Source organism: Streptomyces sp. NBC_00090, from assembly GCF_045160815.1.
Classification (GTDB): domain Bacteria; phylum Actinomycetota; class Actinomycetes; order Streptomycetales; family Streptomycetaceae; genus Streptomyces.
Genome location: NZ_CP108224.1, coordinates 5,632,195 through 5,651,925, shown reverse-complemented (window position 1 = coordinate 5,651,925; position 19,731 = coordinate 5,632,195). Strand labels below are relative to the sequence as shown.

General features: G+C 72.2%; 21 protein-coding genes. 11 read left to right on the top strand and 10 right to left on the bottom strand.

Translation table 11 applies throughout. The features are described 5' to 3' along the window. Nucleotides 1–9: 9 nt before the first annotated feature. Genes OG361_RS25480 through OG361_RS25465 form a run of 4 tightly spaced genes read left to right on the top strand, consistent with a single transcriptional unit; the run spans nt 10 to nt 4,565 of the window. Nucleotides 10–1,140, top strand: a complete 1,131-nt coding sequence (locus tag OG361_RS25480) for a hypothetical protein (protein WP_405857103.1) — start codon at nt 10–12, stop codon at nt 1,138–1,140. Continuing rightward, complete coding sequence (locus OG361_RS25475) at nt 1,137–2,354, top strand: toxic anion resistance protein (protein ID WP_405857101.1); 1,218 nt, start codon at nt 1,137–1,139, stop codon at nt 2,352–2,354. Before OG361_RS25480 ends, OG361_RS25475 begins: the two co-directional genes overlap by 4 nt. Next, a complete protein-coding gene (locus tag OG361_RS25470) occupies nt 2,351–3,988 on the top strand; it encodes a substrate-binding and vWA domain-containing protein (protein WP_405857099.1) in 1,638 nt (545 codons plus the stop codon). Before OG361_RS25475 ends, OG361_RS25470 begins: the two co-directional genes overlap by 4 nt. Next, nucleotides 3,975–4,565 (top strand): hypothetical protein, encoded by a 591-nt coding sequence (locus tag OG361_RS25465; RefSeq protein WP_405857097.1) that lies wholly within the window; start codon nt 3,975–3,977, stop codon nt 4,563–4,565. Before OG361_RS25470 ends, OG361_RS25465 begins: the two co-directional genes overlap by 14 nt. Nucleotides 4,566–4,715: 150 nt before the next feature. On the opposite strand, the gene OG361_RS25460 is transcribed toward OG361_RS25465, so the two are convergent. Beyond that, nucleotides 4,716–6,539, bottom strand: a complete 1,824-nt coding sequence (locus OG361_RS25460; protein WP_405857095.1) for a phosphoenolpyruvate carboxykinase (GTP) — start codon at nt 6,537–6,539, stop codon at nt 4,716–4,718. Nucleotides 6,540–6,748: 209 nt separating this feature from the next. Here OG361_RS25460 and OG361_RS25455 point away from each other — a divergent pair, with 209 nt between their 5' ends. Beyond that, entirely contained in the window at nt 6,749–7,441 is a 693-nt protein-coding gene (locus OG361_RS25455) for a hemolysin III family protein (protein WP_405862427.1), read from the top strand. A 17-nt stretch (nt 7,442–7,458) separates the two neighbouring features. Further along, nucleotides 7,459–8,085, top strand: a complete 627-nt coding sequence (locus OG361_RS25450; protein ID WP_405857093.1) for a TetR/AcrR family transcriptional regulator — start codon at nt 7,459–7,461, stop codon at nt 8,083–8,085. On the opposite strand, the gene OG361_RS25445 is transcribed toward OG361_RS25450, so the two are convergent. From OG361_RS25445 to OG361_RS25435, 3 genes are read right to left on the bottom strand one after another with little or no spacing between them, the layout of a single operon-like run. Continuing rightward, complete coding sequence (locus OG361_RS25445; protein WP_405857091.1) at nt 8,039–9,097, bottom strand: glycoside hydrolase family 26 protein; 1,059 nt, start codon at nt 9,095–9,097, stop codon at nt 8,039–8,041. The genes OG361_RS25450 and OG361_RS25445 overlap by 47 nt on opposite strands. 1 nt (nt 9,098) lies before the next feature. After that, nucleotides 9,099–9,749 carry a vitamin K epoxide reductase family protein gene (locus OG361_RS25440; protein WP_405857089.1) on the bottom strand — a complete coding sequence of 217 codons (651 nt, stop codon included), beginning with the start codon at nt 9,747–9,749 and terminating at the stop codon, nt 9,099–9,101. A gap of 26 nt (nt 9,750–9,775) precedes the next feature. Then, the gene (locus OG361_RS25435; protein ID WP_384562994.1) at nt 9,776–10,279 is read right to left on the bottom strand and encodes a DUF5949 family protein; all 504 of its coding nucleotides are present in this window, start codon (nt 10,277–10,279) and stop codon (nt 9,776–9,778) included. A gap of 149 nt (nt 10,280–10,428) precedes the next feature. Between OG361_RS25435 and OG361_RS25430 the strand changes: the two genes are divergently transcribed. Then, complete coding sequence (locus OG361_RS25430) at nt 10,429–10,869, top strand: tyrosinase family oxidase copper chaperone (RefSeq protein ID WP_405857087.1); 441 nt, start codon at nt 10,429–10,431, stop codon at nt 10,867–10,869. After that, a complete protein-coding gene (locus OG361_RS25425) occupies nt 10,853–11,719 on the top strand; it encodes a tyrosinase family protein (RefSeq protein WP_405857085.1) in 867 nt (288 codons plus the stop codon). Before OG361_RS25430 ends, OG361_RS25425 begins: the two co-directional genes overlap by 17 nt. A gap of 65 nt (nt 11,720–11,784) precedes the next feature. Here OG361_RS25425 and OG361_RS25420 read toward each other — a convergent pair whose 3' ends face one another. From OG361_RS25420 to OG361_RS25395, 6 genes are all read right to left on the bottom strand, one after another. Next, complete coding sequence (locus OG361_RS25420; protein ID WP_405857083.1) at nt 11,785–12,066, bottom strand: chaplin; 282 nt, start codon at nt 12,064–12,066, stop codon at nt 11,785–11,787. Nucleotides 12,067–12,343: 277 nt separating this feature from the next. Then, nucleotides 12,344–12,856: a hypothetical protein gene (locus tag OG361_RS25415; protein WP_405857081.1), complete on the bottom strand. Its 513-nt coding sequence runs from the start codon at nt 12,854–12,856 to the stop codon at nt 12,344–12,346. Between the two features lie 118 nt (nt 12,857–12,974). Continuing rightward, nucleotides 12,975–13,691: a hypothetical protein gene (locus OG361_RS25410; protein WP_405857079.1), complete on the bottom strand. Its 717-nt coding sequence runs from the start codon at nt 13,689–13,691 to the stop codon at nt 12,975–12,977. A 159-nt stretch (nt 13,692–13,850) separates the two neighbouring features. Continuing rightward, nucleotides 13,851–14,129, bottom strand: coding sequence for a hypothetical protein (locus tag OG361_RS25405; RefSeq protein WP_405857077.1), 279 nt, complete (start codon nt 14,127–14,129; stop codon nt 13,851–13,853). 237 nt (nt 14,130–14,366) lie between these two features. Then, nucleotides 14,367–15,188 carry a hypothetical protein gene (locus OG361_RS25400; protein ID WP_405857075.1) on the bottom strand — a complete coding sequence of 274 codons (822 nt, stop codon included), beginning with the start codon at nt 15,186–15,188 and terminating at the stop codon, nt 14,367–14,369. 277 nt (nt 15,189–15,465) lie between these two features. Beyond that, nucleotides 15,466–15,705, bottom strand: a complete 240-nt coding sequence (locus tag OG361_RS25395) for a chaplin (protein WP_405862425.1) — start codon at nt 15,703–15,705, stop codon at nt 15,466–15,468. A 382-nt stretch (nt 15,706–16,087) separates the two neighbouring features. Between OG361_RS25395 and OG361_RS25390 the strand changes: the two genes are divergently transcribed. Genes OG361_RS25390 through OG361_RS25380 form a run of 3 tightly spaced genes read left to right on the top strand, consistent with a single transcriptional unit; the run spans nt 16,088 to nt 19,729 of the window. Continuing rightward, nucleotides 16,088–17,146 (top strand): DUF3344 domain-containing protein, encoded by a 1,059-nt coding sequence (locus OG361_RS25390; RefSeq protein WP_405857073.1) that lies wholly within the window; start codon nt 16,088–16,090, stop codon nt 17,144–17,146. Between the two features lies 1 nt (nt 17,147). Further along, a complete protein-coding gene (locus OG361_RS25385; protein ID WP_405857071.1) occupies nt 17,148–18,284 on the top strand; it encodes a glycosyltransferase in 1,137 nt (378 codons plus the stop codon). Further along, on the top strand, nt 18,281–19,729 hold the full coding sequence (locus OG361_RS25380) for a sugar transferase (protein WP_405857069.1): 1,449 nt from the start codon (nt 18,281–18,283) through the stop codon (nt 19,727–19,729). Before OG361_RS25385 ends, OG361_RS25380 begins: the two co-directional genes overlap by 4 nt. Nucleotides 19,730–19,731: the final 2 nt, after the last annotated feature.

Below are 19,731 nucleotides of genomic sequence, written 5' to 3'. Positions count from 1 at the left end.
CCCTGGAATGTGGGTTTCCGCGAGCACGCTGCCCGCGTGAGACGCATCCTGGGAATCGTCCTGGCCGTCCTGCTCCTCGGCGGCGTGGCCGCCGTCCTCGTGGCGGGCGGCGACAAGGACACAGGCACGGCAACGAAGACCGTGCGAGGAGTCATCGGGTCGGAGAAGGCCGAGTTCTTCGCCGACCCGCAGGTGGTGAAGGCGCTGGCCGCCAAGGGGTTCACCGTGGGCACCGAGACCTCCGGGTCCTGGGACATGGACGAACTGCCCCTCGACGGCTACGACTTCGCCTTCCCTTCCTCCAGGGGGCCCGCCGACGGGCTCCGCGCGAAGGCGAAGACGAAGGACAGGGCGACCACCGCCCCCCTGCGGCCCTTCTACTCGCCGCTCGTCGTCGTCGCGCACAGCGCGGCGGCCCGGGTCCTCGCGGGCAACGGCCTCGCGACCCTCGGCCCGCGCGGGACGACCGGCACCCTGAAGATGGACGCCTACCTGGCCGCCGCCCGCGCGGACCGGACCTGGCAGCAGCTGAAGGGCTCCGCCGGCCACGCGGAGTTGAGCGGCACCCTCTTCATCACCTCCACCGATCCGATCGCCTCCAACTCCGGCGCCCTCTACCTCGCCGCCGCGAGCTACGTCGCCGACGGCGGCCGGGTCGCGGGCGACGTGGCCGCCGTGACCCGCACCGCGCCGCTGATGCGCAAGCTGATCCAGGTACAGGGCGCCCAACAGACGGGCTCCGACGCCCCGTTCCGCGACTTCATCAGCGGCGTCGGCAACCCGCTGGTCCTCGTGTACGAGTCGCAGGTCGCCGCCCAGCTCCTCGCGGGCCGCCCCATGGGCGACCTCGTCGTCCTCTACCCGGACACCACCGTCAACAGCGACCACACCCTCGTACCGCTCACCGAGAACGGCCGGGCGCTCGGCGAACTCCTCTCCACCGACCCCGAGTTGCGCAAGCTCGCGGTCCGCCACGGCTTCCGGCCGCAGGGCGCGGCGAGCGAGTTCACGACCGCCACCCACGCCCACGCCGCCTACCTCAACCAGACACTGACCGGCGTCCGCCAGGCGCCCGTGCCCACCGGCAAGGTGCTGCACGAGATGGCGCTGCGGGCCCGCGACCAGGGGGACACCGCATGACCAGGCCCGAGGATCCCAGAACGATGGCCCTGACACCGCCCGAGAACGACAGCCCGCTCGTCCTGACCCCGCCCGAGCCGGTGCCGCCCGTCCGCGCCGAGCAGGTGAACGGCGTCGTGCCGCTGGACGAGGCCACCCGTGCGGAGATGTCCCGGCGGGCCGTCGAGTACGTCGGCTCACTCGCCGGACTCGACCCGCGCTCCCCCGAGTTCTCGGGCCGCATCGGCGAGATCACGGCGCTCGGCGCGGGCGAGATGCGCTCCGCCGCCCAGCAGTCGAACCGCATGCTCGACCGCACGGTCCGCTCGCTCGGCAGGGGCGCGCCGGGCGGCGACGCCCAGACCCGGGTCGGCGCCTCGCTCGTCGAACTCCGCCGCACGGTCGAGGACCTGGACCCCCGGGACACGCCCGGCAAGGGCCTCAAGGGGCTGCTCGCCAAGCTCCCCGGCGGCAACAGGCTGCGCGACCACGTCGCCAAGTACGCCTCCTCGCAGGCCACCCTGAACCGGATCGTCGGCTCGCTCCGCGGTGGACAGGACGAACTGGCGCGTGACAACGCCGCGTTGCAGACCGAGCGGGCGCGCCTGTGGGAGACCATGGGCAAGCTCCAGGAGTACGCGGTGCTCACCGAGGCGCTCGACGCGGCCGTGGAGGAGCGCGTCGCCCTCACAGCGGACCGGGCCCAGGCGGACGCGCTGCGCGCCGACGTCCTCTTCCCGGTCCGGCAGAAGCACCAGGACCTGCTGACCCAACTCGCCGTCTGCGCACAGGGTTACATGGCGATGGACGTGGTCCGCCGGAACAACGACGAGCTGATCAAGGGCGTGGACCGGGCGGCGACGACCACCCTGTCGGCGCTGCGGATCGCCGTGATGCTCGCCACCGCCCTGGAGCACCAGCGGACGGTCACGGAGCAGGTGAACGTCCTGCGGTCGACGACCGAGGACCTGATCCTCGGCAACGCCGCGATGCTGTCGCAGCAGGGCGAGGCCATCCGGGAGATCGCGGAGAACCCGGCGGTGGGCGCGGAGACGCTCCGTACGGCGTTCCAGCAGATCTACTCGACCCTCGACGCCATCGACACGTACAAGGTGCTGGCGACGGAGTCGATGGCGGCCACGGTCCAGTCGCTGACGGTCGAGCTCCAGCAGGCGAGCTCCTACCTGGAGCGCAGCCGCCGCAGCAGCGCCCTGGAGGGTGGCGGCCCCGCATGACGACCCGCGCCCGCACCAGCGCTCACCTCCGCCCCCGCGCCCGCCTCCTGGCCCGGACGCTCGCCGGCCTGGCCCTCACCCTGCTCGTCACGGCCACCGGCAGCGCCTGCTCCACCATCGACAACAGCACCGTCGGCGGCCAGGGCGGCCCGACGATCGACCCGTACGGCAAGAAGTACGCGCCCGGCACCCTCCGGGTCCTCGCCTCCTCCGAGCTGGCCGACATGGCCCCCGTACTGGAAGAGGCCCGCAAGGCGACCGGGATCACCGTCCGCCCCACCTACGCCGGCACCCTCGACGCCGTCGAGCAGATCGCCTCCGGCGAGGCGGAGAAGGCGTACGACGCGATCTGGCTCTCCTCCAACGACTACCTCCGGCTCCGCCCCGACACGGCCGGGCGGATCACCGGCGAGACCCCGATCATGACCTCGCCGGTCGCCCTCGGCGTGCGGCCCGCCGCCGTCACCCGCCTCGGCTGGGACCCGGCGAAGGTCACCTGGTCGCAGCTGCACAAGGCGGTCGCCGAGAAGAAGCTGACGTACGGCATGACGGACCCGATGCGTTCCAACTCCGGTTTCTCCGCGCTGGTCTCGGTGGCCTCGGGGCTCTCCGGAGCCCAGTCGGCGCTCACCGAGCAGGACGTCACCCGGGCCACGCCCCGGCTGAAGGAGTTCTTCACGGGCCAGAAGCTGACCTCCGGCTCCTCCGGCTGGCTCGCCACCGCCTACGGCCGCCGCACCGACGTCGACGCGCTCGTCAACTACGAGTCGGTGCTGCTGTCGGCGCCCGTGAAGCTGACCGTGATCCGGCCGTCCGACGGGGTCGTGACCGCCGACTACCCGCTGACCCTGCTCACCTCCGCCCGCGCCGAGGCGAAGGAGGCGGCCGGCCGGCTCACCACCTATCTGCGCACCCCCGACGCCCAGCGCCGGATCACGGAGACGACCCTGCGCCGCCCGGTCGTCCCCGGCGTCCGCCCGGCGACCGCGCTCGCCCGGGACCAGCGGCGCGAGCTGCCGTTCCCCGGCAGCCGGGCCGTCGCCGACGGCCTCCTCGACGCGTACGACAACACCCTGCGGCGGCCCTCCCGCACGGTCTACGTGCTCGACACCTCCGGCTCCATGGCGGGCGAGCGCCTCGAACGGCTCAAGACGGCGCTCGCCGAGCTCACCGGCGACTTCCGGGACCGCGAGGAGGTCACCCTGATGCCCTTCGGCTCCGCGGTGAAGCAGGGCGAGGTCCGTACGCACACGGTCGACCCGGCCGCCCCGAAGGCGGCGCTCGACGCGATCCGGACCGACGCCCGGAACCTCTCGGCCTCCGGCGGCACCGCGATCTACTCCAGCGTCCAGGAGGCGTACCGCTTCCTCGGCACGGCCCCCGGCGACACGTTCACCTCGATCGTGCTCATGACGGACGGGGAGAACACCGACGGCGACCCGGCCTCCGCCTTCGACACCTTCTACCGCTCCCTCTCCGCCGAGCAGCAGCGCACGCCGGTCTTCCCGATCCTCTTCGGGGACTCCGACCGCGGCGAGCTCGACCACATCGCGAGCCTGACCGGCGGCAAGCTCTTCGACGCCACCCGGGGTTCGCTGGACGGCGCCTTCGAGGAGATCCGTGGCTACCAGTAACCGCCTCCTGCGGTACGCCGAGTCCCGCAAGAACCTGACGGGCAGCGCGGCCGGCCTCGCCGGTCTCGCGCTCACCCTGACCGGGGCCGCGGGCTCGCTGTGGCCGCTGGTGGTCGTGGGGCTGTACGGGGCGGGGGCGCTGATCGCCCCGCCCGAGCGGCCCGACACCCCGGACTTCCCGGACGCGGGCGAGCAACTCGACGCGCTGCGCGCCGACTTCACGAAGCTGCGCGCGTACCTGGCCGAGGTGGAGCTGCCGCCCGCCACGCGCGAGCGGCTCACCGAGCTCGACACCCTCGTCGAGGCGCTGCTCGAACCGGGCTGGGTGAGCGACCCGGAGCACCTGCACGTCCTGGCCCGCGCGGTCCGCCAGGACGTCCCGGAGGCCGTCGACACCTTCGTACGGACCCGGTGGTGGTCCCGCTTCACCCCGGGCGCGGAACCGCCGGAGAGTCACCTGGAGCGCCAGCTGGCCGCGCTCCACGAGGAGGCGGCGGCGATCGCCGCGGCGCTCCGGGAGGCGGAGGCGATCCGCCAGGAGATCCACACGCGCTACGTCGAAGGGCGCGGCAACTGACCGGCCGTGTTCCGCGCACGCGCCGGGACATGCGCCGGCCCCCGGAGCCTGAGGGGGCTCCAGGGGCCGGTAGCGTCGTGGTGAGCCGTCGTGACCCCACTGGTCAGGGCGGAATGTCGGGGCAACTCACCACGAGTCTCGGGTGCGGGATCAGCCCAGGCGCTCGACCAGCGCGTTGTACTCGTCCCACAGCTCCTTCGGCGTGTGGTCGCCGAAGGTGTTCAGGTGGTCGGGGACGAGGGCGGCCTCTTCGCGCCACACGTCACGGTCGACCTTGAGGAGGAACTCCAGGTCCTCGGCCGGCAGGTCCAGGCCCTCGGTGTCGATGGACTCCGGGGTCGGCAGGATGCCGATCGGGGTCTCGACGCCCTCGGCCTTGCCCTCCAGGCGCTCGACGATCCACTTCAGGACGCGGCTGTTCTCGCCGAAGCCGGGCCAGACGAACTTGCCGGCGTCGTTCTTGCGGAACCAGTTCACGTAGTAGATCTTCGGGAGCTTGGCGGCGTCCGCGTCGGCGCCGACCTTGACCCAGTGCGCCATGTAGTCGCCCATGTTGTAGCCGCAGAACGGCAGCATGGCGAAGGGGTCGCGGCGCAGCTCGCCGACCTTGCCCTCGGCGGCGGCGGTCTTCTCGGAGGCGACGTTCGCGCCGAGGAAGACGCCGTGGTTCCAGTCGAAGGACTCGGTCACCAGCGGGACGGCGGAGGCGCGGCGGCCGCCGAAGAGGATCGCCGAGATCGGCACGCCCTTCGGGTCCTCCCACTCCGGCGCGATGATCGGGCACTGCCCGGCCGGGACGGTGAAGCGGGCGTTCGGGTGGGCGGCCGGCGTCTCGGACGCGGGCGTCCAGTCGTTGCCCTTCCAGTCCGTGAGGTGCGCGGGGGCCGTCTCGGTCATCCCCTCCCACCACACGTCGCCGTCGTCCGTGAGGGCGACGTTGGTGAAGACGGAGTTGCCCCACATGGTCTTCATGGCGTTGGCGTTGGTGTGCTCGCCGGTGCCGGGCGCGACGCCGAAGAAGCCGGCCTCGGGGTTGATCGCGTAGAGGCGGCCGTCCTCGCCGAAGCGCATCCAGGCGATGTCGTCGCCGATGGTCTCGACCGTCCAGCCGGAGATCGTGGGCTCCAGCATGGCGAGGTTGGTCTTGCCACAGGCAGAGGGGAAGGCAGCGGCGACGTACTTCGACTCACCCTGCGGCGGGGTCAGCTTGAGGATCAGCATGTGCTCGGCGAGCCAGCCCTCGTCGCGCGCCATGACGGAGGCGATGCGGAGCGCGTAGCACTTCTTGCCGAGCAGGGCGTTGCCGCCGTAGCCCGAGCCGTACGACCAGATCTCGCGGCTCTCGGGGAAGTGCGAGATGTACTTGGTGGTGTTGCAGGGCCACGGCACGTCCTCCTGGCCCTCCTCCAGGGGGGCGCCGAGGGTGTGGACGGCCTTGACGAAGAAGCCGTCGGTGCCGAGCTCGTCCAGGACGGCCTGTCCCATGCGGGTCATGGTGCGCATGGAGACGGCGACGTACGCGGAGTCCGTGATCTCGACGCCGATGGCGGAGAGCGGGGAGCCGACCGGGCCCATGCAGAAGGGCACGACGTACATGGTGCGGCCGCGCATCGAACCGCGGAAGATGCCTTCGGAGCCCGCGAAGAGCTCCTTCATCTCGGCCGGGGCCTTCCAGTGGTTGGTCGGGCCCGCGTCCTCCTCCTTCTCGGAGCAGATGTAGGTGCGGTCCTCGACGCGCGCGACGTCGGAGGGGTCGGAGGCCGCGTAGTACGAGTTCGGGCGCTTGGCCGGGTCGAGCTTCGTGAAGGTCCCCTTGGCGACGAGCTCCTCGCACAGGCGCTCGTACTCGCCCTCGGACCCGTCGCACCAGACGATGTTGTCCGGCTGGGTGATCTCGGCGATGTCGTTCACCCAGGAGACGAGCTCCTGGTGCTGAGTCGGGACGGTGGTGGGAGCCGCGTTGTCGCGCGCCACGATTGCTCCTTGTTGAGGGGTTTTTTTGGTGTATGCCCCGTGGGGGCCGCGACCCGGATGCTTCGTAGCTGCTCATCCGGTGCCGACCGCACTCATTTGATCATCCGATGGATCCGCCCATATGTCCAGGGGGCCGCACACGTGAGCATCGCCACTCGCATCCGGTACCTACGGGGGCGTAGGTACCATGCGGTTCCATGACTGCAGCCATGCCGGAAGCGACCCCGGTCGAGAATCCGCCGTCGATCGAGACCTCCCCATCGCTCCCGGCGAAGCCTCGGCTCAGAGGATGGCTGCACGCCGGCATGTTCCCCGCCGTGATCGTCGCGGGCATCGCGCTCGTCGCCCTCGCCGGCTCGCCCCGTGCCCGGATCGCCTGCGGGATCTACGTCCTCACCGCCTGCCTGCTCTTCGGCATCAGCGCGCTCTACCACCGCGGCGAGTGGGGACCGCGCGGCGAGGCCGTGCTGCGGCGCCTCGACCACGCCAACATCTTCCTGATCATCGCGGGCACCTACACCCCGCTCACCCTGCTCCTGCTCCCCGACCCCACCGCCAAGCCGCTCATGTGGGCGGTCTGGGCGGCGGCCACGGCGGGCATCGCCTTCCGCGTCTTCTGGGTCGGCGCGCCCCGCTGGCTCTACACGCCCTGCTACATCGCGATGGGCTGGGCCGCCGTCTTCTTCCTGCCCGACTTCATGCGCGCCGGCGGTATCGCCGTCCTCGTCCTCGTCATCGTCGGCGGTCTGCTCTACAGCGCGGGCGGGGTCATCTACGGCCTCAAGCGCCCGAACCCCTCGCCCCACTGGTTCGGCTTCCACGAGGTCTTCCACTCGCTGACCCTCGCGGCCTTCATCGTCCACTACGTCGGCATCTCGCTCGTGGCCTACCAGCACTCCTGACCAGGCAGAATGACCTCATGGCCGCCGACACGCCCGACCGCCCCACCCTGCGCGAACGCAAGAAGACCAAGACCCGCGCGGCGATCCGGAAGGCCACCTACCGCCTCGCCGCCGAGGAGGGCTGGGACGCCGCCACCACGGACCGGATCGCGGCGGCGGCCGAGGTCTCGCCCTCCACCGTCGTGCGCTACTTCCCGGTGCGGGAGGACATCGTCCTCACCGACGAGAACGACGCCCTCATGGAGGCCCGGCTGCGCGCCCGCCCCGCCGGCGAGGAACCCCTCGAGTCCCTGCGCGCCGTCGTCCTCGAAGCGGTCCGCACCGCGCTCGACCGGGAGCCCGAGGAGACCCGGCTGCGGGCCCGCCTCATGGTGGAGGTCCCCTCCGTACGCGCCCGGCTCACCGAGACCACCGCGGAGACCGGCCGCCGGCTGGCCCGCGCCCTCGCCGACCGGTCCGGCCGGGACGCCGACGACCTGGAGGTACGGATCTTCACGGCGGCGGCCCTCGGCGCGCTCCGCGAGGCGACCGTCTACTGGGCCGAGCGCGGCTGGACCGACGACCTGATCCCGCTCCTCGACCGGACCCTCGACACCCTCAGGAACGGTCTGGCTCCCCGGACGCGCCCCCGAGCGCGCCCCTGACGATCCGCGCCGACTCCGGGTTGTCCGCGCACTCCCACACACCGTGCGGGCAGTAGTCCGTGACCGTCTGGTAGACCGGCCGGTACGTCGCGAACCAGTCGAGCATCCCCCGTACGTAGACCGGGTTGTCCCCGTTTCTGAAGAGCCCCCACTCCGGGTACGAGACCGGCTTCCCGTGCGCCGCCGCGAACCGCACGTGGTCCGCGAGCCCGTACTCCTCGGTCACCTGCTCGTCGAAGGAGAGCCCCGCCGGCTGGTCGTAGGCGTCCATCCCGATGATGTCGACGACGTCGTCACCCGGGTAGCAGCGCGGCCACGCCACGGCGTCGAGCCCCCGGCTCGGGGTGAAGTCGAAGCGGAACCGCTGCCCCTCCACCCCCCGCAGCACCCCCACTACCCGCCGCCAGTACGCCTTCCAGGCCGTCGGGTCCGGACCGCAGCGGTGGCTGTACGTGGTGCCGTTCATCTCCCAGCCGAGCACCAGCACCGCGTCCCCGAGCCCGTGCTCCACGAGCCGCTCCCCCAGGACCCGGAAGTGGGCGTCGAAGGCGCCGGCCGCGCCGCGCCGCAGCCCCGTGCGCACCTCCGCGTCCGGCAGCCCCTCCTCGTTGCGGTCGAGGAGCGGCACGTTCAGGACGAAGAGCCGTCCGGGCCGCTCCTCCAACCAGCGCGCCCAGGGCCCGAAGAGCGCCGGATGCCCCTCGATGTTGGACCAGCGGTCGCCGGGCAGGTACGTGTGCCCGACGGTCAGCGTCTCGCCGCCGAGCCAGGCCTGCACCTGGGCGATCCGCCGCACCCCGGCCTCGTCGGAGCCGGTGAAGAAGCCCGAGGGCACCCCGGGCAGCGGCCCCGGCGGCGGCTCGTGCTCGGGCGTTCCCCGGCCCCCGGTGTGCCGCCCGCCGGGCGCGAGCCGCTCGTACGGCAGCAGGAACACCAGAACGGCCGCGAGCAGCACGGTCAGTGCGGCCCGCGGCCAGGAGGGCCGGGGAATCCCCGTGGGAGGACGGCTCACGTCAGCTCGTCCAGAAGTCCCACCAGCGGGTCAGGATCAGCATCCCGATGATCCCGATGTGCAGGACGGGCGGGGCGAAGGCGAACTCGCCGAGGAAGCTCCGCAGCCCGGCCGGGGCGGGCAGCAGACCGGCCCGGACGTTGTGCGCGGTCACGTACCAGAACATGACGATGGTGGCGACCCAGGCGAGGCAGCACCACAGGCAGAGCGAGTTGATCTCGTACAGCGACTGGTACATGAGCCAGGTGCAGAAGCCGACCCCGAAGAGCATCCCGGCGTTGAGGCCGAGCCAGAGCCACCCCCGGTAGCGGGCCCCGGCGAGCAGCCCGGCGCCGACGGCGACGACGACGGCGTACGTCACGAGACCGAGCATCGGGTTGGGGAAGCCGAAGACCCCCGCCTGCTCGCTCTTCATGATGTTGCCGCAGGAGACGACCGGGTTCAGGCTGCACCCGGGCTGGAAGCCGGGGTCCTCCAGGAGCTTGAACTTGTCGATCGTGATCACCCAGCCGGCCAGCACGCCGGCCGCCCCGGTGATCATCAGCATCCAGGCGAAGGCCCGGCTCGCGCCGATCCCCTCCCCCGCGGTCTCCCGCTCGGACTCCTCCTGCCGCTGCCCCGGCACCCCGCCCCGTACGTTCACCGTCGCCATGCCGCGACCCCCTTCCGTTCTCCCGCTCAGCCCTGCAGGCGCCGGACCGGCATCAGGACGTGGGCACTCTCCGCGAGCATCTCCTCGTCGGAGACGAAGGAACGCAGCCGCGCCTCGTCGACCGGCTGCCCGGGGACCGCCTCGGGCCAGGGGCGTACGGAACAGATGAGGTAGACCTGTCCGCTCTCGCGGGCGGCCGCCTGCCACTCGTCCGGCACCGGGCACTGCACCTTCAGGAAGGGCAGGTTGAGCACGGCGGAGCCGCCCTCGACGAGCAGCGTGGCGTTGATCCCGGCGTCCTTCTCCAGGTCGAAGAGCCGGTCGCCGACCGAGAGACCCATGGACTCCAGGGCCGTCCGCATCGCCTGCTGACCGGCCTCCGGGCCGTCCCGGCCGTCGCCGAGCGAATACGCCATGAGGAACGGCGTGCCGGCCGAATCGGCGGAGGGCTCGCTGGACCACGGAATCACCGTGAGAGTTCCCAGCGGAGAGGCGCTGCGCGCCGAGGAAACGACATTGGAAGTGGTCATGAATCCGGATGCTAGTGGCCCAACCACCCTTTCCCCGCGCCGTTTTCACTCGAACGGCCGATATTCACGCCGCCGGCATTTCCGCCGCAACGAACCCGGGTTTTCATCGTTGTGCCCAGAGGGCAATTGCCGACCCGAGGAGATCACTCATGATCGTCCCGCGCCGCGTCGCACTGCGGTCCCTCTTCGCACTGGCCGTCACCGCCTTCACCGGCGGCGCGCTCGGCCGTATCGCGACCCGCACCCCGTCGGGAGAGCCGTCCGGGGCGCCACGCGATCCACGCGATCCACGCGATCCGCGCGACCCGCTCGCCTTCGACGAGATGTACGGGGGGCGTCGCATCCGCGGCTTCTCCGGGCCCGCCGGCGAGCCGGTGGCCCTCGTCGACGGCCGGCCGCTGCATCTGATGCGGTGCGCCGACGGCGGTTACGTCTCGCCGATCGACCACTACGAGTCCTGCCCGACGCCGCTGGCGGCCACCCGTGCCGCCGTGGACGAGCTGGGGGCGGCCCGGCTGTCCCGGTTCGCCGCCGCCCACGGCGTCCACACCGACCCGACGGGAGGGAGCCCGCGTGGTGTACACGCGTAAGAACCAGCGCGATCTGACCGGCGCCGAGCGCCGCAGGTTCGTCGCCGCCGTCCTGGAGCTCAAGCGGACCGGCACGTACGACGAGTTCGTCCGCACCCATATCGACCACTACACGGCCGACGGGGAGGGGCGGCTCCGGACCGCCCACATGGCGCCGAGCTTCCTGCCCTGGCACCGCCTGTTCCTGCTGGAGTTCGAGAAAGCCCTGCGCCGGCTCGACGCGACGATCTCCGTCCCGTACTGGGACTGGACCCGGGACAACAGCCCGGCCTCCTCGATCTGGGGCGAGGACTTCCTGGGCGGGAACGGGCGCCGCGCCGACCTCCAGGTCATGGCCGGCCCCTTCGCCCACTCCACCGGACAGTGGAACGTCACGCACAGCATGACCGAAACCCGCTTCCTGACCCGGGACTTCGGCCGCCCACGCGATCCGATCGCGCTCCCCACGAAGGCCCAGCTGGACGAGGTGATGCGGGAGCGGGTGTACGACGTGGCGCCCTGGAACTCGACGAGCGCCTCCGGCTTCCGCAACCGGCTGGAGGGCTGGGCTCCGGGCCGGGGCAACGAGCGGTTCCGGATCCACAACCGGGTGCACCGGTGGGTCGGCGGACTGATGCTCGGCGGCGGCTCCGTCAACGACCCGGTCTTCTGGCTGCACCACTCCTTCGTCGACCTGGTCTGGTCGCGGTGGCAGCAGCGCAACCCCGGAGCGGCGTACCTCCCGGCGGAGCCGCCGCCGCTCGGGGACGCCCAGTACCGCAAGGTCGTCGCCCGCCACCAGCCGATGGCGCCCTGGGGGGTCACCCCGGCGGAGCTGTTCGACCACAGCCGGATCTACCGGTACGCCTGACCCCGCACACACGCGTGTCCCCCCGGCCCACCGGGCCGGGGGGACACGCGCTCGAAGCGGGGGGATCAGCCGCCGTAGCCCCCGTCACCGTGGCCGTGACCGTGGCCGTCGGCGTTGATGCAGGTGTTGCCGAAGGCCGGGTTGAGCAGGCCGATGACGTTGACGGTGTTGCCGCAGAGGTTGACCGGGACGTGGACCGGGACCTGGACGACGTTGCCGGAGGCGACACCGGGCGAGTGGGCGGCGACGGCCTCGGCGCCCGAGTCGGCGACGGCCAGGCCGGCTCCGCTGAGGGCAACGGCACCCGTGCCGGCGAGAACAGCGGCAGCCTTCGCGATGCGAGACATCAAGAACTCCTTGGACGTGGAAAGCGACCGCAGGAATCACGGCCGACTCCCCTTCAACGCCGGTGTCCCGAGCTGGTCACGGTCATTGGGCCGAACGGGACGTGGGAAATCCGAAAAGATTGACCCGCGGACCGAGGGCGCCCGCCGCCGGTTACGACGGGACGGGCCTCGATCCACGGGCCGCGGCCATGCGACAAGCCTTCTCTTGTAACGATCAACGACCCCCGAGGTGGCGGGGAAGAATCGTGTCTTCACCCGCCCGGGGAACGCGGTGACGTCAGTGCGCGGTCGGCGCCAGACCCAGCTGGGGGTCGAGGGCTCCGCTCAGCACGGGGGTGAGGAGCCCCACCTGAGGCTTCGCCAGGTCCGGAAGGCCGCCGAGCCCGTTGCCGCGCGGGGCCTCCACCGGATTGCCGACGACGGCGCCGGGAGTGGCCGCCCTCATCTCCGAGTGCGGGCTGCTGAGGAGGGCACGGCCGGGGTCGCTGCCTTCCAGGAGCTCGGGCAGCGGCGCGTCCACCACGGTCTTCGGGAGGGTGCCGGTGAGCGGCACGCTGGGCAGGGCGACGTCCGGCAGGGCGCCCAGGCCCTTCTGGAAGCCGGTGGGCGCGCCGGGCACCGGGACGGGTACGCCGGTGGCCACCGTGGGGGCGTCCATCGGGAGCACCGGCTCCAGGCCCTGGAGCGGGACGATCACCGGTGCCTCGACGGCGGCGGCCGGGGCGGCCAGGGCGGCGGAGGCGAGTGCGGTCATGAGGATTCCCATGCCGGCGTGAGAGCGCAGAGTCATGCCCTGGAGAACGAGGCGTTCGGGGGAAACGTGGCGGAATACCCCCGTGTGCAGCAACGCCGGAGGCCCTCACCGGTGAAGGCGAGGGCCTGGATTGACGTGACGTCAGCCCGCGGGGTCAGTGACGGCGGGAGATCCGTCCGCCCCGGAGGTAGAGGACGGAGCCGCCGATGATCAGCGCGGCGCTGATGGCGGCCGCTCCCATGAGCGCGGGGTCGCTGCCGGTGTCGGGAAGCTCGGGGCCGCCCGGCGGGGTCGTCGGGGGCTCCGTCGGCTCCTCGCAACCGGGCTCCGGCTCCTCACCGGGAGCGGGCTCCTCGCACTCACCCGGCTCTTCCGGGTTGGTCGGCGGGGGCGTGGTGTGCTTCGGAGGCTCGGTGTGCGGCGGGGACGTCGGGGGCTCGGTGTGCGGCGGAGACGTCGGAGGCTCGGTGTGCGGCGGAGACGTCGGAGGCTCGGTGTGCGGCGGAGACGTCGGAGGCTCGGTATGCGGCGGAGACGACGGAGGCTCCGTATGCGGCGGAGACGTCGGAGGGTAGGTCGGAGGGTGAGTCGGAGGGTGCGTCGGCTCGCCCGGCTCGTCGCCGTAGCCGTCGGGTTCCCCCGCCTGGGCGCAGAGGTCGCCGACGGCCGCCGCGACGAAGCCGCCGAGCTCCATACTCTCGCCGCAGACGTCCGCCGGCAGCGGGGCCTGGACCTGGCCCGCCGTACCGGGACCGGGGGAATCGCCCGTACCGGCATGGGAGTCGGCGGCAAGGGCGAACCCGCCCGTCAGGGACAGAATGCCGGTCGCTGCCGCTGCGGTGAGTACTTTCCTGCTGATGATGGACCGCATACCGCTCTTCCTCCGGAGAAAGGGAGAGACCGGCGAGGATCCCCCCTCGCTCCGACCGGCCAGTCCACGTCGACGTTCGCGTGGGATTGACCAGAGGGTAGGGAGCGGCGTCCCCCGCCGAGCGGGGGCCACACGGCGGCCGATCAGAAAATCATTCGATCAGCCGCCCAGCGGAACACCGGCCGGGAGGCCGCCGAGCAGCCCGGGGGCGCCCTTGCCCGCCTCGTTGACCTGGCCGACCGCGTCCGTGACGGTCTTGACCGGGGAGCCGTCCGTGGTGCTGCTCAGCATGTCCGACTTGAGCCCATTGGCGGCGATCGCCTCCAGGCCACCGTTCAGGCTGGTGGGGGTCAGCGCCTCGGTGGCCATGGCGGGCCCGGCGGCACCCAGCGCCACGAGCGAACCGGCGACGAGCGCGGCAACCTTGGTGGGCTTCATGGGGAGAATCCTTCCGCTGTTCTTTCAAGTCACTTTCCACACAGGCTTCTTGGCCGAATCCCATGTGTTCCTCTGCCTTCTGTAACGAGAGGTCTGCTCCCCGGAAACTCCGGGAGGAAGGATTTCTCGACACTGCACCCGATCGATGCCGACCGGTGCTATTTGTCGCGTCGATACGCGCGAAGGCCCGTACCGGTGCGGCGGACGCCGGACCGGTACGGGCCTTCGTGTCGTCGACTACCTGACGGGCAGCGGGGGCTTGACCGGCAGCTCGGGGACGTCGACCGGCGGCTTAACCGGCGGGTCGACGGGCAGCTCGGGCGGGTCGACCGGCAGCTCCGGCGCGGCGACCGGGAGAGCGGGCAGGCCGGCCAGGTTCGGCGCGGGCAGGCCGCTGCCGAGCACGGTGGCCACGGCCAGGTTGACCAGCGAGGTCAGGGTCGCGGTCACCTGCGGTACGACTCCGCCGGCATCGCCCGAGGTGACGGCGGCGAGCAGACCGGCGACCGCCTTCTCGACCGTGGCGAGGGCGTCGGCCACGACGTCCGCGGGTGCGGCACTGCCGGCGGCCGCCTTCGCCCCGGCGGTGACGGGCAGGCCCACCGGCGGCTTCACGGGCAGGTCCACCGGCGTCTCGACAGCGGGTGGCGTCACCGGCAGGTCCACCGGGGTCTCGACGGGCGGTGGGGTCACGGGGACGTCGGGCGCGGGCGTCTCCGGCAGCGGGGCCGGGGCCGTGTCCTTGGCCTGGTCGACGGCGGCCGCGATCTTGGCCTTGAGGGCGTCGGCGTCGGCGACGGGCAGCTGGCCCTCGTCGGCCTTGAGGGCGGCCGTGACGAGTTCGGTCACGGGGGTCGTCACCGCGCCGAGCTCGCCGAGCGCCTCGGCCTGGGTCAGCAGGGCGGCGGCATCGGGGAGGGACGCATGGGCGGCACGGTCGGCACGGTCGGCCGCGGTGGACGGGTGGTGTTCGCCGGCGACGGCGGGTCCCGCCGAGCCGAGGGTGATGGCGGCGGATATCGCCAGGGCGGTGAGGCGGCGTGTAGCCAGGGGACGCATATGTGTTCCTTTTCCTTATGCGTCGGACAACTTCCCTCCCACCGTGCCTGCGGGTATAGCCCTCCGCAATCGGAGAACTACGGAGCGCCACGTCTCCGTTCGAGTGAATCCACCCTCCCGACCTGACCCTCGAAGGGGCGTACGCCGTTGCACCGAACGGCGCACGAGGGTGCGGCCGAACGAGTACCGATCCAGTCCCAGCAAGGAAAAAGCCGGTGCGCCCACCCCGTCGGGGGTGGGCGCACCGGCTTCGGAAGGACCGATCCGCCGTGCGAGATCAGGCGTTGACGCAGGCGTTGCCGAAGGCGGGGTTCAGCGCGCCGATGACGCTCACGGTGTTTCCGCAGAGGTTGACCGGGATGTGGACCGGGACCTGGACGACGTTGCCGGAGCCGACGCCCGGGGACTTCACAGCCGCGCCCTCGGCGATGGAGTCGGCGGCGGCGACACCGGCGGCACCGGCGACCGCGGCGGCGGCACCCACGGTCAGGACAACGGCCTTGGCGATACGGGACATGGGGAAGTGCTCCTCGATCGAATTCATCCAACACGGACTGCGCGGACTGTTCGGCCCGGCTCTCACAACAACGCATCGGCCTTTCATCGGTTGCTCTCCCGAACGGGTGACGTTCAACCGATCTTTGGGCCATAAGAGGGCCATTCGAGGGACTGGGCGTGGAATGGCGCAACACGCTCAACGAGGAACCTGCCTCGTAGATACGGGAGTTAGCGTTTCCGAGCATCTAATGCTTACTATCGCCCCGCATCGGGGTTATAACGTTCCCGAACGTTGCTTCCGGGCAGGCCGCGCGTTCACCCATTTCGTGCGGACGACACCTTCCCCTCTCCCGGCCTTCTCGGGTCTTCCCTTCCTCCTCTCATCAAAGCGGAGAACCTGTATGCGGAATTCAGCGTTTCCTGCTGTGCGTCGCAGCGTGTTGTGCGCCCTGTCGTGTGCGGCTCTGTCCGTCGCGCTGCCGGCCGCCTCCGCCGCCGCACCCCAGCCCGGTGAGGCCACCCGCGTCCCCTTCGCCCCGCGCTACCAGGCGGAGCAGCACGGCGGGATCGTGCGCGCGGCCAACACCTCGGCGAAGGGCGTGAAGGGCAGCGAGTCGGTCAACGACGGCGCCTCGATCACCTACGTCGACGTCGACAGCGACCCGAACACGTACAACTCGAGCCGCGCCGAGCTGCGGGTTCCCTCGGGTGCCCGGGTGAGCTGGGCGCGTCTCTACTGGGGCGGCAACCTGCGCGTGGGTGAGCAGAAGCCGCCCAAGGACAACGGCCGCGTCCTGATCGCCGAGCCCGGCGGCCGGTACAAGGCGCTGCTCGCGGACACCCTGATCGGCCACCGCACGGCCGGGGGCGCCGACGCCTTCCAGGCCTCCGCCGACGTCACGGAGCTGGTCCGCTCCTCCCGGTCGGGCCAGTGGACCGTCGCCCAGGTCAATGTGGCCATGGGGCGGTCGAAGGTCGGCGGCTGGGGCGGCTGGACGCTCGTCGCCGCGTACGAGAAGGCCTCCGAACCGCTGCGCCGACTGGCCGTCTGGGACGGTTTCGAAACGGTCGGACCGGGGGACGTCGAGCTGCGTGTCCCGGTCGACGGAAAGCGTTATCCGAAGGGTGCGGACGGACGGCTCGGGGTGATCGCCTATGACGGTGACCGGGGCACTTCCGGTGATTACCTGGCAGTCGGAACGAGCCGCTCGAAGACCACCCGGCTCGCTGATTCCGCCAATTCCGCGGACGACGTGATGAACTCCAGCATCACCGAATTCGGCACCGGCCGGACGGTCCGTTCTCCCGATGATACGAACACCCTGGGGTACGACTCCGACGTCTTCGATCTGCGGGGGGCACTGCGCGAGGGGGCCGACCGTGTCGACGTCCGGTTCGGCAGCCGGAAGGACACCGTCTGGCTCGGTGCGCTCTTCCTCCAGGCGGACGTCCGGCGCTGACGTGCGGCCTCCAAGAGCAGCGGACCCCGCGTCCGTCACCGTCCTGCACGCCGTCCAGCCGGGTGACGGCGGGGTCGCCCGTGTCGTCGTCGACCTGGTCCGCACGCAACGCGCCGCCGGCCTGCGGGTCGTCGTGGCCTGCCCACCCGACACCTCCCTCTCCGCCGCCGTCCGCGCCGAGGGCGCGGAGACCCACGACTGGCGAGCCGGCCGGGACCCCGGTCCGCAACTGGTCCGCGAGACACGGGAGTTGGCCGGAGTGATCCGTTCCGTCCGGCCGGATCTCGTGCACGCGCACAGCGCCAAGGCCGGACTGTGCGCCCGACTCGCCCTGCGGGGACGGGTTCCGACGGTGTACCAGCCGCACGCCTGGTCCTTCGAGGCGGTGTCCGGGACGACCGCCTCGCTCGCCCGCCGCTGGGAGCGGTTCGGCGCCCGGTGGGCGGACCGGATCCTCTGTGTGAGCGAGGCCGAGCGCCGTACCGGCGAGGCGGCCGGGGTCGTGGCCGACTGGTCCGTCGTCCACAACGGTGTGGACGTGGCCCGGTTCGCGACCGGGGGCCCGCCCGGCAACCCCGTACCCACCGTCGTCTGCGTGGGCCGGCTCTGCCGTCAGAAGGGGCAGGACGTGCTGCTCGCCGCTTGGCCCGCCGTCCTCGCGGAGGTGCCCACGGCCCGCCTCGTCCTGGTCGGCGACGGCCCGGACGGCGACCGCCTGCGGGCGGCGGCCGGCCCCTCGGTGCGCTTCACCGGCGCCGTCGAGGACACCGTCCCCTGGTACCGGGCGGCGGACGTGGTCGTCCTGCCGTCCCGCTGGGAGGGCATGGCGCTCGCGCCCCTGGAGGCCATGGCGAGCGGCCGGCCGGTCGTCGTCAGCGATGTGGACGGGGCGCGCGAGAGCCTGCCGCCCGCCCACGAACCCCTGTGCCTGGTCCCGCCCGAGGACCCGGCCGCGCTCGCCGCCGCTCTCGGCCGCCTCCTCGGCCGGCCGGAGCTGCGGCACCGTCTGGGCCGCGAGGCCCACGAACACGTACTCAGCAGTTTCGATGTCCGGCGCACCGGCGCGGCCGTCGCGGACGTCTACCGCGAGCTGGCCGGCGTGCGGGGGGCCGAGCACAGAGAGCCGATTGCGCAGTGACCACGGAAAGCACCAGCGTTCCCTCCTCGCCGGGCCCCTGGCCCACGGCGGGCCAGGCCTTCGGCCTCGCCTCCCTCGCGCCGCGCCGCGGCACGACCGGCCGGCTCGCGCCGCCGCGCCGCCCCGCCCGACGGCGGTCCGGCGTCGGGCCGCTCGTGGCGGTCGACTGCCTCGCCGTCCTGGCCGCCGCCGCGCTGCTGAGCACGGCGCACCACGACGCCCGGCTGCTGCTGCCGATCGCGGCGCTCGTCCTCGTCCTCGACGGGCACGGGGGTCTCCACCGGCCGGCCGCGCACACCCGGGCGCTCGACGAGCTGCCCGCGCTGGCCTCCCGCGCCGGGGTCGCCTGGTGTCTGGCGGCGGCCGGTGTCGCCGCGTACTCCCCCGCCCTGACGATCGGGCCGCTGCGGCTCTGCGCCGCCTACGCCACGCACGTCGCCGTGGTGTGCCTGGTCCGCGCGGTGCTGCTGGCCCGCCGCCGGCGGGTGGCCCGGGAGCGTCCGCGCTCGGCGCTGGTCGTCGGCGGGGCGGGGGCCGCGCGCCGGTTCGCCGCCGCGGCGGCCCAGCATCCCGAGTACGGGGTGCGGCCGGTCGGGATCGTCGGCGTGCCGGAGCAGGGCGGCGCTCCCCGGACGGCCGGGGAGGCCGGGCTTCCGGTGCTCACCACGACCGAGGAGATCCACCGGGCGGTCATCCAGAACAGCGTGTGCGACGCGGTGTTCCTCGACGACGACCCGGGCCTGGTGACGCTCTTCCAGCACTACGGCTGCACCACCTGGCGGGTCGGCGGCGAGCGGCAGACCGGGCCGATGGGCGACCACCTGTGGGGGTACGCCCGGCACCGGATCGTCCCGCCGGGCGAGCGGCGCGGGCTGACCGCCAAGCGGGCGCTCGACATCGTGCTCGCCGCGCCCGCGCTCGCCCTCGCGCTGCCGGTGCTGCTGCTCTGCGCGCTCGCCGTACGGCTCTCGGACGGTCCGGGGGTCCTCTTCCGGCAGGAGCGGGTGGGCCAGCACGGCCGCCACTTCACGCTGCTCAAGTTCCGTACGCTGCGGCCGTCCGACGACACCGAGTCGGCGACCCGCTGGAACGTGGCGGGCGACCGGCGGATGAGCGCGGCCGGCAGCTTCCTGCGCAAGAGCTCGCTCGACGAGCTGCCGCAGCTGTGGAACGTCCTGCGCGGCGACATGAGCCTGGTCGGGCCCCGGCCCGAACGCCCTTACTTCGTCGCCCAGTTCAGCAAGATCCACGCCGGTTACGCGGCGCGCCACCGGATGCCGGTGGGGCTCACCGGACTGGCGCAGGTGCACGGACTGCGCGGTGACACCTCGATCGAGGACCGCTGCCGCTTCGACAACCACTACATCGACCACTGGTCGCTCTGGCAGGACGTCTGCATCCTGCTGCGTACGGCGGCCGGGCTCGTCCGACCCACAGGGAGCTGAGG